The 14,747-nt window shown below is 37.4% G+C and carries 13 protein-coding genes; 8 read left to right on the plus strand and 5 right to left on the minus strand.

Translation table 11 applies throughout. From position 1 onward, the window contains the following. Positions 1–45 precede the first annotated feature (45 nt). The 5 genes from SKM54_RS00130 to SKM54_RS00150 all read left to right on the plus strand — a co-directional run bounded on the left by SKM54_RS00130 (position 46) and on the right by SKM54_RS00150 (position 4,728). Entirely contained in the window at positions 46–525 is a 480-nt protein-coding gene (locus SKM54_RS00130; RefSeq protein ID WP_321089462.1) for a methylated-DNA--[protein]-cysteine S-methyltransferase, read from the plus strand. 58 nt (positions 526–583) lie between these two features. Continuing rightward, positions 584–1,210, plus strand: coding sequence for a nuclease-related domain-containing protein (locus SKM54_RS00135; protein ID WP_321093718.1), 627 nt, complete (start codon positions 584–586; stop codon positions 1,208–1,210). A gap of 216 nt (positions 1,211–1,426) precedes the next feature. Beyond that, positions 1,427–3,070, plus strand: a complete 1,644-nt coding sequence (locus SKM54_RS00140) for a nitrite/sulfite reductase (protein ID WP_321093474.1) — start codon at positions 1,427–1,429, stop codon at positions 3,068–3,070. Continuing rightward, positions 3,063–3,554, plus strand: a complete 492-nt coding sequence (locus SKM54_RS00145) for a DUF934 domain-containing protein (RefSeq protein ID WP_321093477.1) — start codon at positions 3,063–3,065, stop codon at positions 3,552–3,554. The genes SKM54_RS00140 and SKM54_RS00145 overlap by 8 nt, the downstream gene beginning before the upstream one ends. 187 nt (positions 3,555–3,741) lie before the next feature. Continuing rightward, on the plus strand, positions 3,742–4,728 hold the full coding sequence (locus SKM54_RS00150; protein ID WP_321093479.1) for a diaminopimelate dehydrogenase: 987 nt from the start codon (positions 3,742–3,744) through the stop codon (positions 4,726–4,728). Positions 4,729–4,882: 154 nt separating this feature from the next. Here SKM54_RS00150 and SKM54_RS00155 read toward each other — a convergent pair whose 3' ends face one another. Further along, positions 4,883–6,058 carry a thiolase family protein gene (locus SKM54_RS00155; RefSeq protein ID WP_321093481.1) on the minus strand — a complete coding sequence of 392 codons (1,176 nt, stop codon included), beginning with the start codon at positions 6,056–6,058 and terminating at the stop codon, positions 4,883–4,885. Between the two features lie 109 nt (positions 6,059–6,167). After that, positions 6,168–6,587 (minus strand): GspH/FimT family protein, encoded by a 420-nt coding sequence (locus SKM54_RS00160; protein WP_321093484.1) that lies wholly within the window; start codon positions 6,585–6,587, stop codon positions 6,168–6,170. A 474-nt stretch (positions 6,588–7,061) separates the two neighbouring features. On the opposite strand from SKM54_RS00160, the gene omp38 reads away from it, so the two are divergent. Further along, positions 7,062–8,111 carry an outer membrane protein Omp38 gene (gene omp38, locus SKM54_RS00165; RefSeq protein ID WP_321089469.1) on the plus strand — a complete coding sequence of 350 codons (1,050 nt, stop codon included), beginning with the start codon at positions 7,062–7,064 and terminating at the stop codon, positions 8,109–8,111. Positions 8,112–8,232: 121 nt separating this feature from the next. Continuing rightward, complete coding sequence (locus SKM54_RS00170) at positions 8,233–8,694, plus strand: OmpA family protein (RefSeq protein WP_248102092.1); 462 nt, start codon at positions 8,233–8,235, stop codon at positions 8,692–8,694. 75 nt (positions 8,695–8,769) lie between these two features. On the opposite strand, the gene SKM54_RS00175 is transcribed toward SKM54_RS00170, so the two are convergent. From SKM54_RS00175 to SKM54_RS00185, 3 genes are all read right to left on the minus strand, one after another. Then, the gene (locus tag SKM54_RS00175; RefSeq protein WP_321093487.1) at positions 8,770–10,239 is read right to left on the minus strand and encodes an amino acid permease; all 1,470 of its coding nucleotides are present in this window, start codon (positions 10,237–10,239) and stop codon (positions 8,770–8,772) included. Positions 10,240–10,248: 9 nt separating this feature from the next. Beyond that, entirely contained in the window at positions 10,249–11,274 is a 1,026-nt protein-coding gene (locus SKM54_RS00180; protein ID WP_248102087.1) for a class I SAM-dependent methyltransferase, read from the minus strand. 63 nt (positions 11,275–11,337) lie between these two features. Further along, the gene (locus SKM54_RS00185; protein WP_248102083.1) at positions 11,338–12,708 is read right to left on the minus strand and encodes a uracil-xanthine permease family protein; all 1,371 of its coding nucleotides are present in this window, start codon (positions 12,706–12,708) and stop codon (positions 11,338–11,340) included. A 174-nt stretch (positions 12,709–12,882) separates the two neighbouring features. On the opposite strand from SKM54_RS00185, the gene typA reads away from it, so the two are divergent. Then, on the plus strand, positions 12,883–14,721 hold the full coding sequence (gene typA / locus SKM54_RS00190; protein ID WP_154772688.1) for a translational GTPase TypA: 1,839 nt from the start codon (positions 12,883–12,885) through the stop codon (positions 14,719–14,721). Positions 14,722–14,747 lie beyond the last annotated feature (26 nt).

The raw sequence follows: 14,747 nt of genomic DNA on the forward strand, positions 1-14,747 counted from the left end.
TTGTATGAAAGTTAGTATCTTCTTCAAGTTAATGTGAGATTTTGTATGCAGCTTTATAACAAGAAAATTCAAACACCCGTTGGGCAGTTGACCTTGGTTGCACATGATCAAGCTTTGGTTGCTGTGCTTTGGGAAAATGATGATCCTATGCGTGTTAAACTTTCTGAAAGTTTTGAACAGAATGAACATCCTTTATTAGTAGAAATAGAAAAGCAACTTGTAGAATATTTTGCAGGTCAAAGAACTCAATTTAATATTCCATTAGATTTTCAAGGTACGGCATTTCAAAAATCTGTATGGTCGGCATTACTTCAAATTCCATTTGGAGAAACTCGAAGTTATAAGGAAATTGCGGAATCTATTGGTAATATAAAAGCGGTACGTGCTGTAGGGGCTGCAAATGGAAAAAATCCTATTTCTATTATTGCGCCTTGTCATCGTGTGATTGGTGTAAATGGAAAGCTTGTTGGTTTTGCAGGTGGCTTGAAAAATAAAGATATTTTATTAAATTTAGAGTCTAAATAAATGTTATAAATCCAATAATTAGAAATAAATATTGGGGAATACTTTGTTCGATGCATTAATGCCATTACTTTGGATGGCAATTGGTTTTTCAGTTTTTATCACTGTAATTAAAATTTTAAAACCTGTAATTAAAGGAAAAGCAGGTGAATTTGCAGTTCAACTACATGTGAAACTTTATTTAAAAGAAAAATATATTGTACTCAATGATTGTACTTTGCCTGATGATGAAAAGGGGACAACACAGATTGACCATATTCTTCTAAGCCCCTATGGCATATTTGTGATTGAAACTAAGAATTATAAAGGTTGGATTTTTGGTGGGGAATATCAGAAAACATGGACGCAAAAGTTATTTAAACAAAGCTTTAAATTCCAAAATCCGCTGCATCAAAATTATAAACATGTAAAAGTATTAGAGAATGTTTTAGCCGATGTTGTGGATCCTAGTTATATTCATTCTTTAGTGGTTTTTATGCCAGATTGTGAGTTTAAAACTCAAATGCCACAGAATGTATTTAGAGGTGCATCTTGGACAGATCATGTAAAAAAATATAAAGAAGAGGTTATTTCGCCAATGAAACTTAAGCGTATTCAGCTTCGCATAGAAAAAGAAGTTTTAGAAAAGTCATGGCAGACCAATCGAGCTCATGTCAGTAATTTAAGAAATAAACGAGATGTTTCTTAATTAGATTTTCTATATATAAAAAAGTGCTAAAGAATTTATAAAAATATCAATTGAGGTGAATAAGTATACGAATGTTGGTAAATCACCATATATCAGTGATTCTTAGGCATGCTTATCAAAAAAACCGCTATGAAATATGTAAAAAACGCATTTTGTTGATAGATTAAATGTCGTTATGCTGTGTTTCGATATAATAGAAACTACTAGCTGTACGCCATGTATTTATATACTGATTTTGATCAGCAACTGATCAACGAACGTGTTGCACAATTCCGTGATCAAACGGAACGTTATTTAGCGGGTAAATTGACGGAAGATGAATACCGTCCGCTACGTCTACAAAATGGATTATACGTACAACGCTATGCGCCAATGTTGCGTGTAGCTGTGCCTTACGGTCTAATGAATTCTAATCAATTACGCAAAGTTGCGTCATTGGCAAAAGAATATGACCGTGGTTATGCACACGTATCTACACGTCAAAACATTCAGTTTAACTGGCCTGCGCTAGTGAATGTTCCAGATATGTTGGCTGAGCTTGCGACTGTACAAATGCACGCGATTCAAACATCTGGTAACTGTATTCGTAATACAACAACTGACCAATACGCAGGTGTAGTTGCGGGTGAAATTGCAGATCCACGTCCAACGTGTGAGTTAATTCGTCAGTGGTCTACATTCCACCCAGAATTTGCTTTCTTGCCACGTAAGTTCAAAATTGCAGTTTCTGCACTTGAAGAAACTGACCGCGCTGCAACTTCATTCCACGATATTGGTGTTTACATTGTTCGTAATGAAGCAGGCGAAATTGGCTACAAAATTAAAGTGGGTGGCGGTTTAGGTCGTACTCCAATTATTGGTAGCTTTATTCGTGACTTCTTGCCACGTGAAGATTTAATTGCTTATTTAGAAGCGGTACTTCGTGTATATAACTTACATGGTCGACGTGACAATAAATACAAAGCACGTATTAAGATTTTAGTAAAAGCTTTAACACCTGAAGTATTTGCAGAGAAAGTTGAAGCAGAGTTTGCACATACAGTTCAAACTTTAAAAATTCAGCCTGAAATTTTGAAAAAATTAGACGAAGAATTTACACCGTTTAATTATCAAGATTATGCAGATGAAGACTTTACAGAATTGTTTGCTGCTCATCCTAAATTCAAACAATGGTTTAACATCAACACCAATGCACACAAAGTTAAAGGATATCGTATTGTTACGATTTCACTTAAACGTGCAGGTATTGCACCTGGTGATATGACCACTGAAGAAATGAATGTTATTGCAGATCTTGCAGATAAACATACATTTGGTGAGCTTCGTACAACGCATGAGCAAAACATTGCTTTGGTTGATGTACCACAAAAAGATTTATTTGAAGTTTGGCAAACGCTTGAAGCGAACAACTTGGCGCGTGCTCATATTGGTTTCATTACCGATATTATTTGCTGCCCAGGTGGTGATTTCTGTTCATTAGCAAATGCGAAATCTATTCCAATTTCAGAAGCAATTTCACGTCGTTTCGATGACTTAGATACAATTTACAATTTAGGTAAATTAGATCTAAATATTTCAGGTTGTATGAACGCGTGTGGTCATCACCATGTTGGTAATATTGGTATTTTAGGCGTAGATAAAAAAGGCGCAGAATTCTACCAAATTACTTTAGGTGGTAATGCAGATCATGATGCTTCAATTGGTGACATTTTAGGGCCATCATTTGCAGCAGACCGTGTACCTGATGTTGTAGAAGAAATATTGAATACTTATCTTGATTTACGTCAAGAAGGTGAAGAGTTTGTAGAAACTTATCGTCGTGTTGGCATTCAACCATTCAAGGAGCGTGCATATGCTTAATACCGCACTTCAAGTGCTCTCTAAGGATGGCACAATTGCAGACAACACTTACCAACTTATTGGTGAAGATGGCGTATTGCCACAAGGTGATGTTGTTTTAACAGTAGAACAGTTAGATCAACTTGAAAATGTATCGGGTAAAAAAGCATTGTACTTAACAGTTGATGCTTCTCCTGAAACCAATGAATTTCCGCTTGATCAGTTAGATGCAATTTTTATTGAGTTTGCTGGTTTTAACGATGGTCGTGGTTATTCATTTGCAGCATTGTTACGTCGCCAAGGTTACCAAGGCGAACTTCGTGCAACAGGTGATGTATTTAAAGACGTTCTAAACTACATGAAGCGTTCAGGTTTCGATACTTTCATTGTTAAAGAAGGTAAAGATATTGCTGAAGCTGCTGCAGGTTTGAATGATTTTAAAAATCCGTACCAAGCATCAACTGCGGTTGTGAATGCGGGTTATCAAACAGGTTCGCAAAAGTAATTGTACCTTCATAAAAAAGCCTGCTTTAAAGCGGGCTTTTTTATTTCATTACTAACTGATTTCTTATCTATATGCTTAATTTACTTTAAATTTGTAGATAGTGCTGTAGTATAAGATTTACTATGTTGATCATTTTTGGTGCAACATAGATTCATAAGCCTTTTATTTATTCAGTGACACTGTGGTTATGCAAAATTTAATTCGTATTGGTATTGTGGGTTACGGCAACCTTGGTCGTGGCGTAGAAACATCTATTCAAAAAAATCCAGATTTACAGCTCGTTGGTATTTTTACACGTCGTGCACCTGAAACGGTTAAGCCATGTTTTGCAGAAACTTCTGTATTTCACATGGATTCACTTTCAGAATTTAAAGATAAAATTGATGTGCTTATTTTATGTGGTGGTTCGAAAGATGATTTACCACAACAAACACCTCAATTAGCAAGTCAATTCAATACAGTTGATAGTTTTGATACGCATGCACGTATTCCTGAATTCTTTGATGCAGTAAATGTGCCAGCACTTGCAAACAAGAAAACAGCGATGATTTCGATTGGTTGGGATCCTGGTATGTTCTCAATTAACCGTTTATTTGGTGAAGCATTATTACCTGATGGTGAAACGTATACATTCTGGGGGAAAGGTTTAAGCCAAGGACATTCAGATGCGATTCGCCGTGTTGACGGTGTTAAAGCAGGTGTTCAATATACAATTCCATCTACAGATGCAATTGAAAAAGTACGTAGTGGCTCGCGTCCACAATTAAGCACAAAAGATAAGCACACACGTGAATGTTATGTTGTGCTAGAAAATGGTGCAGATGCGAAAGCAGTTGAACAAGCAATTGTCACCATGCCAGACTACTTTGCAGACTACAACACAACAGTTAATTTCATTGATGAAAAAACACTGCGTAAAGAACATAACAGCATGCCACATGGTGGTTTTGTGATTCGTAGTGGGAATAGTAGTGCTGAACAAAATCAAGTGATTGAGTTTTCATTGAAGCTAGATAGTAACCCTGAATTTACGGCAAGTGTTTTAGTTGCTTATGCACGTGCATGTTATCGTATGAATCAAACAGGGCAGTACGGTGCTAAAACAGCATTTGATGTTGCGCCAGGTTTACTTTCTATGAAATCACCTGAGCAATTACGTAAAGAAATTCTTTAAGCATTAAAGTTAAAAGTTCTACTTTTAATTTGAATGATAAAAAAAGCCTCCACTTGGAGGCTTTTTTATCTTTTAAATTTCCCCTCCTTTATTAAAGGAGGTGTTAGGGGGGTATTTATAAATATCTTTTTAAAAAAAAGAAGTTCTTAAAAGCTTAAAGCAACTCAATCGCCACAGCCGTTGCTTCACCACCACCAATACAAAGTGATGCAATACCGCGTTTACCGCCAGTACGTTTAAGCGCATGAATCAAAGTTAAAATAATACGAGAACCAGTAGAACCAACAGGATGACCTAAAGCACAAGCACCACCGTGAATATTTACTTTTTCAGCATCCAATTTGAAATCATCAATTGGGCACATGGTTACCATTGCAAATGCTTCGTTAATTTCCCAAAGGTCAACATCTTGAGCACTCCAACCAGTCTTATTTAAAACTTTTTGAATAGCACCTACAGGCGCAATAGTAAATTCAGATGGATGTTGAGAGTTAGACGCATAAGCAATAATTTTAGCTAAAGGTTTTAAACCTTTGGCAGAAGCAACTTCACTAGAAGTTACAACAAGTGCAGAAGCACCATCTGAAATTGAACTCGCATTGGCAGCGGTAATTGTTCCATCTTTTGCAAAAGCAGGGCGGAGCGTTGGGATCTTTTCAATATTAGCATTAAAAGGTTGTTCATCTTTATCTACAATAACATCCCCTTTACGAGTAGATACCGTTACAGGTGTAATTTCATCTGCAAAATAGCCCTCATTAATTGCTGTTTGCGCACGCTTCAATGAATGAATCGCGAAGTCATCCATTTGTTCACGTGTGTATTTACGACTATTTGCCATATCTTGTGCAAATGAACCCATAAGGCGACCAGTTTCAGCATCTTCTAAACCATCTAGGAACATATGATCTTTAATTTCACCATGTCCCATACGGTAACCACTACGTGCTTTGGGTAAAACATAGGGTGCATTGCTCATAGATTCCATACCGCCAGCAACAACAATTTCGGCAGATCCTGCTTTAATCATATCTGCTGCTTGCATGACAGCTTTCATACCAGAACCACACAGCTTATTAATCGTTACAGCACCTGTTGAGTCGGGAATACCTGCTTGACGCATTGCTTGACGCGCAGGACCTTGCTTTAGACCTGCGGGTAGAACACAACCCATAATGACTTCTTCGATATCAGTTGGTTGTAAACCCGAACGAGAAATTGCAGCCTTAATCGTTACCGCGCCTAATTCGGGTGCAGTTACGCTTGATAGACTTCCTTGAAAGCCGCCCATTGCAGTACGAGCACCATTTACAATTACGATATCTGTCATTGTTGTATCTCCGTTTAAGTTCTAATCAATATTTTTCAGTTTTAAGCAGTATATAAAAAAAAGTTGATGAATAAAGTTAAAAACCACAGATCCTTTGGACTAATGAGTTCTAACAATTTTTACTATCCTCTATTCGAATATGTCCCATTTTGCTCAAAACAATGCGCTTATTGGATAAATTGTGAAAAGAGCAATAGAAGAAACTTCCGTTAGAGCCTATTGGTAATCCATCATGTTTTGCCATAAAAGTTATATGAGGAGATGAAAGCGTTCCGCGCCAATCTAAAGTGCCGTATTTCAGTTTGGTTTTTTCATACAAGATAATTTTTTCATTCGAATCAACTTGCTTGTTTTGATTCGTATCTTGAAAAATTAACAGACCAGTATGCCACTGTGCTTTTTGACATTGCTCACCATTATCTGTCGAGCAAATAACAACATTGGCTCTATATGTTGAAGCATGACTTTTTGCAGTTAAATTACTATAACTCAGTAATTTTTTAACTTTTTTTATTTCTTCTTGCGCCATATATTGATGGAAATAAGGAATAGTATAGAAATAGATAATCGAAATTATTATGGAGCAAATTACAATCTCTATTAGAGAGAATCCTGAATATTTTTTATAAAACATAATGTTATAAGACTTTTTGGTAATAGGGTAAATGATTGTTTAATATTAAAGCTTTGTTTTTTAATGTTTTTTTTGTTAAAATAATTGTTACTTAAATTTTAATAAAAATGTTAGAATTAAAGACAAGTGAAAATAAGCGATTTGCGCGTATAATTGGATAAATAATTACCGAATTACAACGGAAATTGTAAGTAATTTTGTCATAATTTGTTCGATTTACTAATTCAAGCACTTGGAAAACGTGAAAAGTGTTTGTATGATGCACGTGAATAGCTTAAAAAAACAACTGGGGTATAAAAGCCTATCTCAGGATAGATATAATTTAGGCTTAAACTTGAAAACAATTGTTTATCTCTGGAGGATAAATCCATGAAAATGAGTCGTATTGCACTAGCTATGCTTGTTGCTGCTCCGTTAGCCGCTGCAAATGCAGGCGTAACTGTTACTCCATTAATGCTTGGTTACACATTCCAAGATACTAAAAACAACAACGGTAAAGATCATTTAAGCGACGCTTCTGGTGCTGATTTAAAAGATGATTTATTCGCTGGTGCAGCTGTTGGTGTTGAATTAACTCCATGGTTAAACTTTGAAGTTGAATATAATCAAGTTAAAGGTGACCTTGAAGGTAGCGCTGACGTTGTAAATGGCGAATACAAACAAACTCAAATCAACGGTAACTTCATTGCTACTTCTGACTTGATCACTAAGAACTACGACAGCAAGTTCAAGCCTTATGTATTAGCGGGTGCTGGTCACTACAAATACAAATTCTCAGGTGCTGATGAAACTGCTTTAGGTCGTGAAGGTCGTGGTCTTAAAGAAGAAGGTACTTTAGCTAATGCTGGTATCGGTGCATTCTACCGTTTAAATGACGTTTTATCTCTTCGTACAGAAGCTCGTGGTACTTATAACTTCGACGAATCTTTCTGGAACTACACAGCTTTAGCTGGTCTTAACGTAGTTTTAGGCGGTCACTTGAAGCCAGCTGCTCCTGTTGTTGACGTTGCTCCAGTTGCTCCTGTAGCTCCAGTTGCTCCACAAGAGTTAACTGAAGACCTAAGCATGGAACTTCGTGTTTTCTTTGATACAAACAAATCAAACATCAAAGATCAATACAAGCCAGAAATTGCTAAAGTTGCTGAAAAGTTAGTTGAATATCCAAACGCTACTGCAAACATCGAAGGCCACACAGATAACACTGGTCCACGTGCATTAAACGAACGTTTATCTCTAGCTCGTGCTAACTCTGTTAAAACTTCTCTTGTAAACGAATACAACGTAGATCCAGCTCGTTTGTCTACTCAAGGTTTCGCTTGGGATCAACCGATTGCTGACAACAAAACTAAAGAAGGTCGTGCTATGAACCGTCGTGTATTCGCGACTATTTCTGGCAGCCGTACTGTAACAGCTGAATAATCTGTTAAAGTAAAAAAAACGACTCTTCGGAGTCGTTTTTTTTTGGAAAATTTGTAAAGTTGTAAAAGTATGTTATATTTTTTTTGGTTATTAATTAATCAACTAAAAGTAGAGTATTAATATGAATAAGAAAATATTAGCTGTAATTGTAAGTAGTGCTTTTTTTGTGGGGTGTGCTACAACTTCAGGAAATAAAAATACTACGGATGAAAAAGCAGAAGTACAAAATGCTTTAACAGAATTAAAAAATGGGGTTTCTATTCATTTTGCAAACAACTCAAGTCAAATTGATCCTCAATATCAACCTTATCTTTTATCAGCTGCTAAAGGTTTAGCGCAAAGTCCAGATTTTAAACTTAAAATTGATGGGCATACCGATGGTTCTGGTACTAAGGCAGTAAATCAAAAATTGTCACTTGCACGTGCAAATTCTGTTGCAACAGTATTAGTTACAGAACACAGTGTTAACTCAGATCAGTTAATCACAGAAGGTTTTGGTTCAACACAACCGATTGCTTCAAATTCGACAGCAGAAGGGCGTGCAACAAATCGTCGAGCAACAGTAACCTTAGTGACACCTTAAATAACATTTATTATTTTAGATAAAATCACAGACATAAAAAAAACAGCCAATTGGCTGTTTTTTTATGTTCAAGGATTATTCACGATCTAAATTGGCTGGTTGAACATCCATTTCATGGTAAGGCACAAATTTTGTCTTATACTTCCATTTATAACCAAACCAAATAGCAAGGAATAGTGGAATACTAATATAAGTAGAAAGTAAGCCTAACCAATCAATTTTACCGCCAATAAGTGCTTCATAGTTTTGTCCAAGAATAATAATTGAACATAAAATGAAAGCAAACCAAGGTGCAAATGGGAAGAATTTTGCTTTATAAGCTAAGTCATCTAACTTGTAACCTTGAGCAAGGTAGCCTTTACGGAAACGGTAATGTGAAATCGCAATACCTAACCATACAATAAAGCCGCACATGCCTGACATGTTAAGAAGCCAGTTAAATACGGCTTGCTCACCAATGAAAGTTGTCAAGAAACATAGTGCTGCTACAGCAGTTGTTGCGTAAAGTGCATTCATTGGAACGCCACGTAAATCTAATTTTGCAAATAGTTTAGGTGCTCGTCCTTCACGTGCCATACTAAATAGCATACGTGTAGATGAATACATGCCAGAGTTACCAGCAGAAAGAATTGCCGTTAAAATTACAGCATTCATTAAGCTTGCAGCAAAAGCAAAACCAGCTTGTTCATATAGCAGTGTAAATGGTGAAAGTGCAATATCTTCGCTTGCAGCAGCTTGTAATAAACGTGGATCATCATAAGCAACTAAAGTACCGATAATGAAAATACACACGATATAAAACAATAAGATTCGCCAAAAAATTTGTTTAATGGCAACAGGAATAGTCTTTTTCGGATTCTTAGATTCACCTGCGGCAACACCAACCATCTCTGTTCCTTGGAACGAGAATCCGGCAATCATTGCAACACCAATCAGTGCTTGAAAGCCGCCAACAAAAGGTGCATCGCCTTTAGTCCAGTTAGCAAAAGTGCTCATACCCGGTGTCATCATGATTTTTGCAATCATGGCGATACCAATAATAATAAATACAATAATTGCTAGAACTTTAATGAGGGAGAAGAAAAACTCACTTTCGCCAAATCCTTTGACAGTAAGTGCATTAATTCCAAAAAGAATAGCAAGGAAGATAGCACTCCAGTAAAAACCTGGAATGTCTGGAAACCAGAACTTCATAATAAATTGGACAGCAACCAATTCAAAAGCAACGGTAATTGCCCAGTTGTACCAATAGTTCCAACCTAAGGCAAAACCAAAACCACCTTCAACGTATTTAGTACCATAAGTAAAAAATGCGCCAGCAGTAGGGTTGTGCGTTGCTAATTCGCCAAGGCTTGTCATTAAAAAGTAAATCATGATGCCAATTAGACCATAAGCAAGCAAAGCACCGCCTGGTCCTGCATTGGCAATGGTTGCACCAGATGCTAAAAATAAGCCTGTACCAATAGAACCACCAATGGCGATCATATTCAGATGGCGTGCACTAAGCTTGCGCTTTAGTTGCTGTGTTTGACCTGTTTCGCTCATTGAATTTCCTTATGATTTTTTTTGAGTGTTAGCGAATAACACTTTAAAGCCTTGTTGGTCGGCTTTTGTTGTACATTGACCAAAATTCTGTTCAATCAATATTGGGTAGTTTAAGAAACGGTTTGCAACCACCCATAATTCACCACCAGATTTAAGATGACGACGCGCAGTTTTACATAAGTTTTCACTCGCATTGTAGTCGGTCTTAATTCCTTGATGAAAAGGAGGGTTACTTACAATAGCATGTAAGAAGAGAGGTGCATCCTCAATTCCTGTAACAGCTTTTACTTCAAGTTGTTCAGTGACTAAATTATTTTTAGCAAAAGTCATACGTGTAGATTCAAGTGCAAAAGCATCTACATCCATCGCAAAAATACGATTTTTAGGATTAAGTTTTGCTAAATAAGCACTAATTACACCTGCACCACATCCAAAATCAGCAATTTTCCCTGAGGTTACTTGAGATAAATATGGAAGTAGAACAGCAGTACCAATATCTAAGCTTTTTTGACTAAATACGCCTGGGAGAGCGCAAATAGTTAAATCACCATTTGGTGTTGGTACTTTATATTCTTGAGCCCAATCTGCCAATGATTTTGCGATAACTGACTTTTCAACTGTCATTTGCCACATTTGGCAATGACGTGCGCTATCAAGTTTTAATGCAGAACCAAAAGGAAGTAATTGTTTTGCTGCGCGCTCAACACCACCTTTTTTCTCACCAACTAAGAAAATAGATGCACCAGCATTTAAACGGCTTACCACATTATGTAAAACGTAATTGAGTAATTCTTTAGATTTTGGTACGAAAACAATTGCTTGATCGAACGTACTTTCTGGGAGATCAACACCAAAATGAACGTTGGCTTGTTGATTTTGAAAGTATTGGAATTCGTTAAAGTTCCAAGTCCAAACAATCGGCTCGATATCTTTATCTAAATTCGAAAGCAAATCATCTGTGGGAGCGTTAACTAATAATATGCGACCAGAAAGATATTCATGCTGTCGAATGACAACTTCACTTCTTGGATCCATTTTGTCTCTCCATCGAACAATTATGCCCAGACAATGCTGGGCATAGTTGATACTGAAATGAAATTATTTCTTCGTTTCAGGAAGAATAATGTTTAATAACAAGGCTGCAATACCACCTGTTGCAACACCAGAACTGAAGATGTTGCGGAATAATTCAGGAAGATGCTCTAAAATTTGTGGAACTTGAGCAACACCTAAACCAAGCGCTAAAGAGATTGCAATAATAAGTAGTGCGCGACGGTCTAAGTGAACACCTGATAAAATATTAATACCAGATGCTGCTACTGCGCCAAACATCACCATAACAGCACCGCCAAGTACAGCTTGAGGTACAGCTTGAATAATGCCTGCAACAGCAGGGAATAAACCTAATAATATTAATAATACCGCAATCCAGATACCAACATAGCGGCTAGCAACACCGGTTAACTGAATTACACCATTATTTTGTGCAAATACAGAACTTGGGAATGTGTTGAAAATACCCGCTAGGAAAGAGTTTGCACCATTTACAAGTACACCGCCTTTAATGCGTTCCATCCATTTTGGACCATCTACAGCTTGGTTAGATAGTTTAGATGTCGCGGTGATATCACCGATTGCTTCTAATGAAGTAACAATATAAATGAATGCCATTGGAATGAATAAGCTCCAAGAGAAGCTTAAACCAAAATGCATAGGTGTAGGAATTTGAACTAACGGTGCATCTTTTAAACCATCAAAGTTTAAATGTCCCATAAAGCCTGCAAGAATATAACCAACAACTAATGCGATTAAAATTGCCGAACTTTTTACCCAAGTCACACGAATACGGTTCAAAATAATAATGAGGGCAAGAACTGTACAAGACATAATAAGGTTGTCAGCATTTGCGAAAGTTTTATCGCCCATTGCCTGATAACCACCGCCCATACTAATTAAGCCTTCTTTAATAAGCGTTAAGCCAATAAGAAGAACAACAATACCTGTCACTAATGGTGTAATCAGTTTTTTTACCCAAGGTAAAATTTGGGACACACCCATCTCAATGAATGAGCCCGCAATTACAACACCAAAAATAGCAGCCATAACAGATTCAACAGGCGTGCCTGCTGCAACCATTGCAGAACCAATACCAATAATTGGACCGATAAAGTTAAAACTTGTACCTTGAACAATGAGCAAACCTGCGCCAAACGGGCCAACTTTTTTACATTGAAGGAAGGTTGCAATCCCTGAAATTACCAAAGACATCGATAAAATCATGTTGGTATCTTCTTTTGAAACTCCTAAAGCCAAACAAATAAGTAGGCCAGGGGTCACAATTGGGACAATAATTGCAAGAAGATGTTGGAAAGCGGCAAGAAAAGCGATGAATGGTTTAGGTCGATCATTTAGACCGTAGACTAAATCGAGTTGATCTTTTTGATCAGGAGAATGATTTAAATCGGACATGAATCAAGGCAAATAGTGGCAAGATGGCGCTATTCTAATCGAGATAGACAGCATATCAAAACCAAATAACGATGGAATGTTAAAAAAAATCGGTAATGTCAATAAACTGTCACTATAAAAACTGATTATTTTTCTGTATAATTTGCCCTCAAATTACATATGCATTGAATTTACATGTCAGATATTAAAACTCTCCGTAACATCGCCATTATTGCGCACGTCGATCATGGTAAAACCACTCTTGTAGACAAACTTTTACAACAATCAGGTGCTCTTGGTGATCGCGCAGGCGAGATCGAACGTGTGATGGATTCGGGCGCTATTGAAAGTGAACGTGGTATTACCATTCTTGCAAAAAACACTGCAATTAAATGGACTGATGCACGTACAAACACTGAATATCGCATTAACATCGTAGATACCCCAGGACACGCCGACTTCGGTGGTGAGGTTGAACGTGTAATGTCGATGGTAGATTGCGTACTTCTTCTTGTAGACTCTCAAGAAGGTCCAATGCCACAAACTCGTTTCGTAACGCAAAAAGCGTTCGCACGTGGTTTAAAACCAATCGTAATTATTAACAAAGTAGACAAGCCAAGCGCGCGTCCAGACTGGGTTATTGACCAAGTATTCGATTTATTTGATAACCTAGGCGGTACTGACGAACAGTTAGACTTCCCAGTTGTATATGCATCAGGTTTACGTGGTGTAGCGGGTCCTTCTCCAGAAGAATTAGCTGAAGATATGACTCCATTGTTCCAAACAATTGTAGACATCGTTGAACCACCTGCTGTTGACGTTGATGGTCCATTCCAAATGCAAGTGTCTTCACTTGACTATAACAGCTTCGTTGGTGTTATCGGTGTTGGTCGTATCCAGCGCGGTTCAGTTAAATTGAATACTCAAGTAACTGTTATCGATAAAGATGGTAAAACACGTAACGGCCGTATCTTAAAAATCATGGGTTACCATGGTCTTGACCGTGTAGACGTTGAAGAAGCATCTGCAGGTGATATCGTTTGTGTAACAGGTATTGATGCGCTTAATATTTCTGACACAATTTGTGATCCGAAAGCAGTTGAAGCACTTCCAGCACTTTCTGTAGATGAACCTACAGTGACAATGACATTCCAAGTAAACAACTCACCGTTTGCTGGTAAAGAAGGTAAATTCGTAACTTCACGTAACATCCGTGAACGTTTAGACCGCGAATTAATTCACAACGTAGCACTTCGTGTTGAAGATACTGATAGTCCAGACCGTTTCAAAGTTTCTGGTCGTGGTGAACTTCACCTTTCAGTTCTTATTGAAAACATGCGTCGCGAAGGCTTCGAAATGGGCGTATCACGTCCACAAGTAATCTTGAAAGAAGTTGATGGCGAAAAACAAGAGCCGTACGAAAACGTTACTTTTGACGTTGAAGAACAGCATCAAGGTTCTGTAATGGAACAAATGGGTCACCGTAAAGGCGAAATGACAAATATGGAAGTTGACGGTAAAGGCCGTATCCGTATTGAAGCAACTGTTCCTTCACGTGGCTTAATTGGTTTCCGTTCAGAATTCCTTACGATGACTTCTGGTACTGGTATCATGACGTCAAGCTTCTCGCATTACGGTCCAATGAAACAAGGTACTGTTGCGAAACGTCAAAACGGTGTGTTGATTTCTATGGTTCAAGGTACTTGCTTGGGCTATGCATTGTTTACACTTCAAGATCGTGGTCGTCTATTCGCTAAACCTCAGTTAGAAGTTTACGAAGGTATGATTATTGGTATTAACTCACGTTCTGACGACATGACTGTTAACCCAACTAAAGCGAAACAGTTAACAAACGTACGTGCATCTGGTACTGACGAAGCGTTAACGCTAGTTCCTGCAATTGAATACACGCTTGAACAAGCGCTTGAATTCATTGAAGATGATGAATTAGTTGAAGTAACACCTAAGTCAATTCGTATCCGTAAGCGTCACTTGACTGAGAACGAACGTAAACGTAACCGTTCTGGTAAATAATTTTACTTTTTAAGTAATTAAAAAAA

This window comes from Acinetobacter faecalis, assembly GCF_034187745.1.
Taxonomy (GTDB): Bacteria; Pseudomonadota; Gammaproteobacteria; order Pseudomonadales; family Moraxellaceae; genus Acinetobacter; species Acinetobacter faecalis.

Bases quoted from the DNA above. Each gene is read 5' to 3' on its own strand.
- SKM54_RS00130 (WP_321089462.1), top strand. From the start codon at position 46: ATGCAGCTTTATAACAAGAAAATTCAAACACCCGTTGGGCAGTTGACC.
- SKM54_RS00135 (WP_321093718.1), top strand. From the start codon at position 584: ATGCCATTACTTTGGATGGCAATTGGTTTTTCAGTTTTTATCACTGTA.
- SKM54_RS00140 (WP_321093474.1), top strand. From the start codon at position 1,427: ATGTATTTATATACTGATTTTGATCAGCAACTGATCAACGAACGTGTT.
- SKM54_RS00145 (WP_321093477.1), top strand. From the start codon at position 3,063: ATGCTTAATACCGCACTTCAAGTGCTCTCTAAGGATGGCACAATTGCA.
- SKM54_RS00150 (WP_321093479.1), top strand. From the start codon at position 3,742: ATGCAAAATTTAATTCGTATTGGTATTGTGGGTTACGGCAACCTTGGT.
- SKM54_RS00155 (WP_321093481.1), bottom strand. From the start codon at position 6,058: ATGACAGATATCGTAATTGTAAATGGTGCTCGTACTGCAATGGGCGGC.
- SKM54_RS00160 (WP_321093484.1), bottom strand. From the start codon at position 6,587: ATGGCGCAAGAAGAAATAAAAAAAGTTAAAAAATTACTGAGTTATAGT.
- omp38 (WP_321089469.1), top strand. From the start codon at position 7,062: ATGAAAATGAGTCGTATTGCACTAGCTATGCTTGTTGCTGCTCCGTTA.
- SKM54_RS00170 (WP_248102092.1), top strand. From the start codon at position 8,233: ATGAATAAGAAAATATTAGCTGTAATTGTAAGTAGTGCTTTTTTTGTG.
- SKM54_RS00175 (WP_321093487.1), bottom strand. From the start codon at position 10,239: ATGAGCGAAACAGGTCAAACACAGCAACTAAAGCGCAAGCTTAGTGCA.
- SKM54_RS00180 (WP_248102087.1), bottom strand. From the start codon at position 11,274: ATGGATCCAAGAAGTGAAGTTGTCATTCGACAGCATGAATATCTTTCT.
- SKM54_RS00185 (WP_248102083.1), bottom strand. From the start codon at position 12,708: ATGTCCGATTTAAATCATTCTCCTGATCAAAAAGATCAACTCGATTTA.
- typA (WP_154772688.1), top strand. From the start codon at position 12,883: ATGTCAGATATTAAAACTCTCCGTAACATCGCCATTATTGCGCACGTC.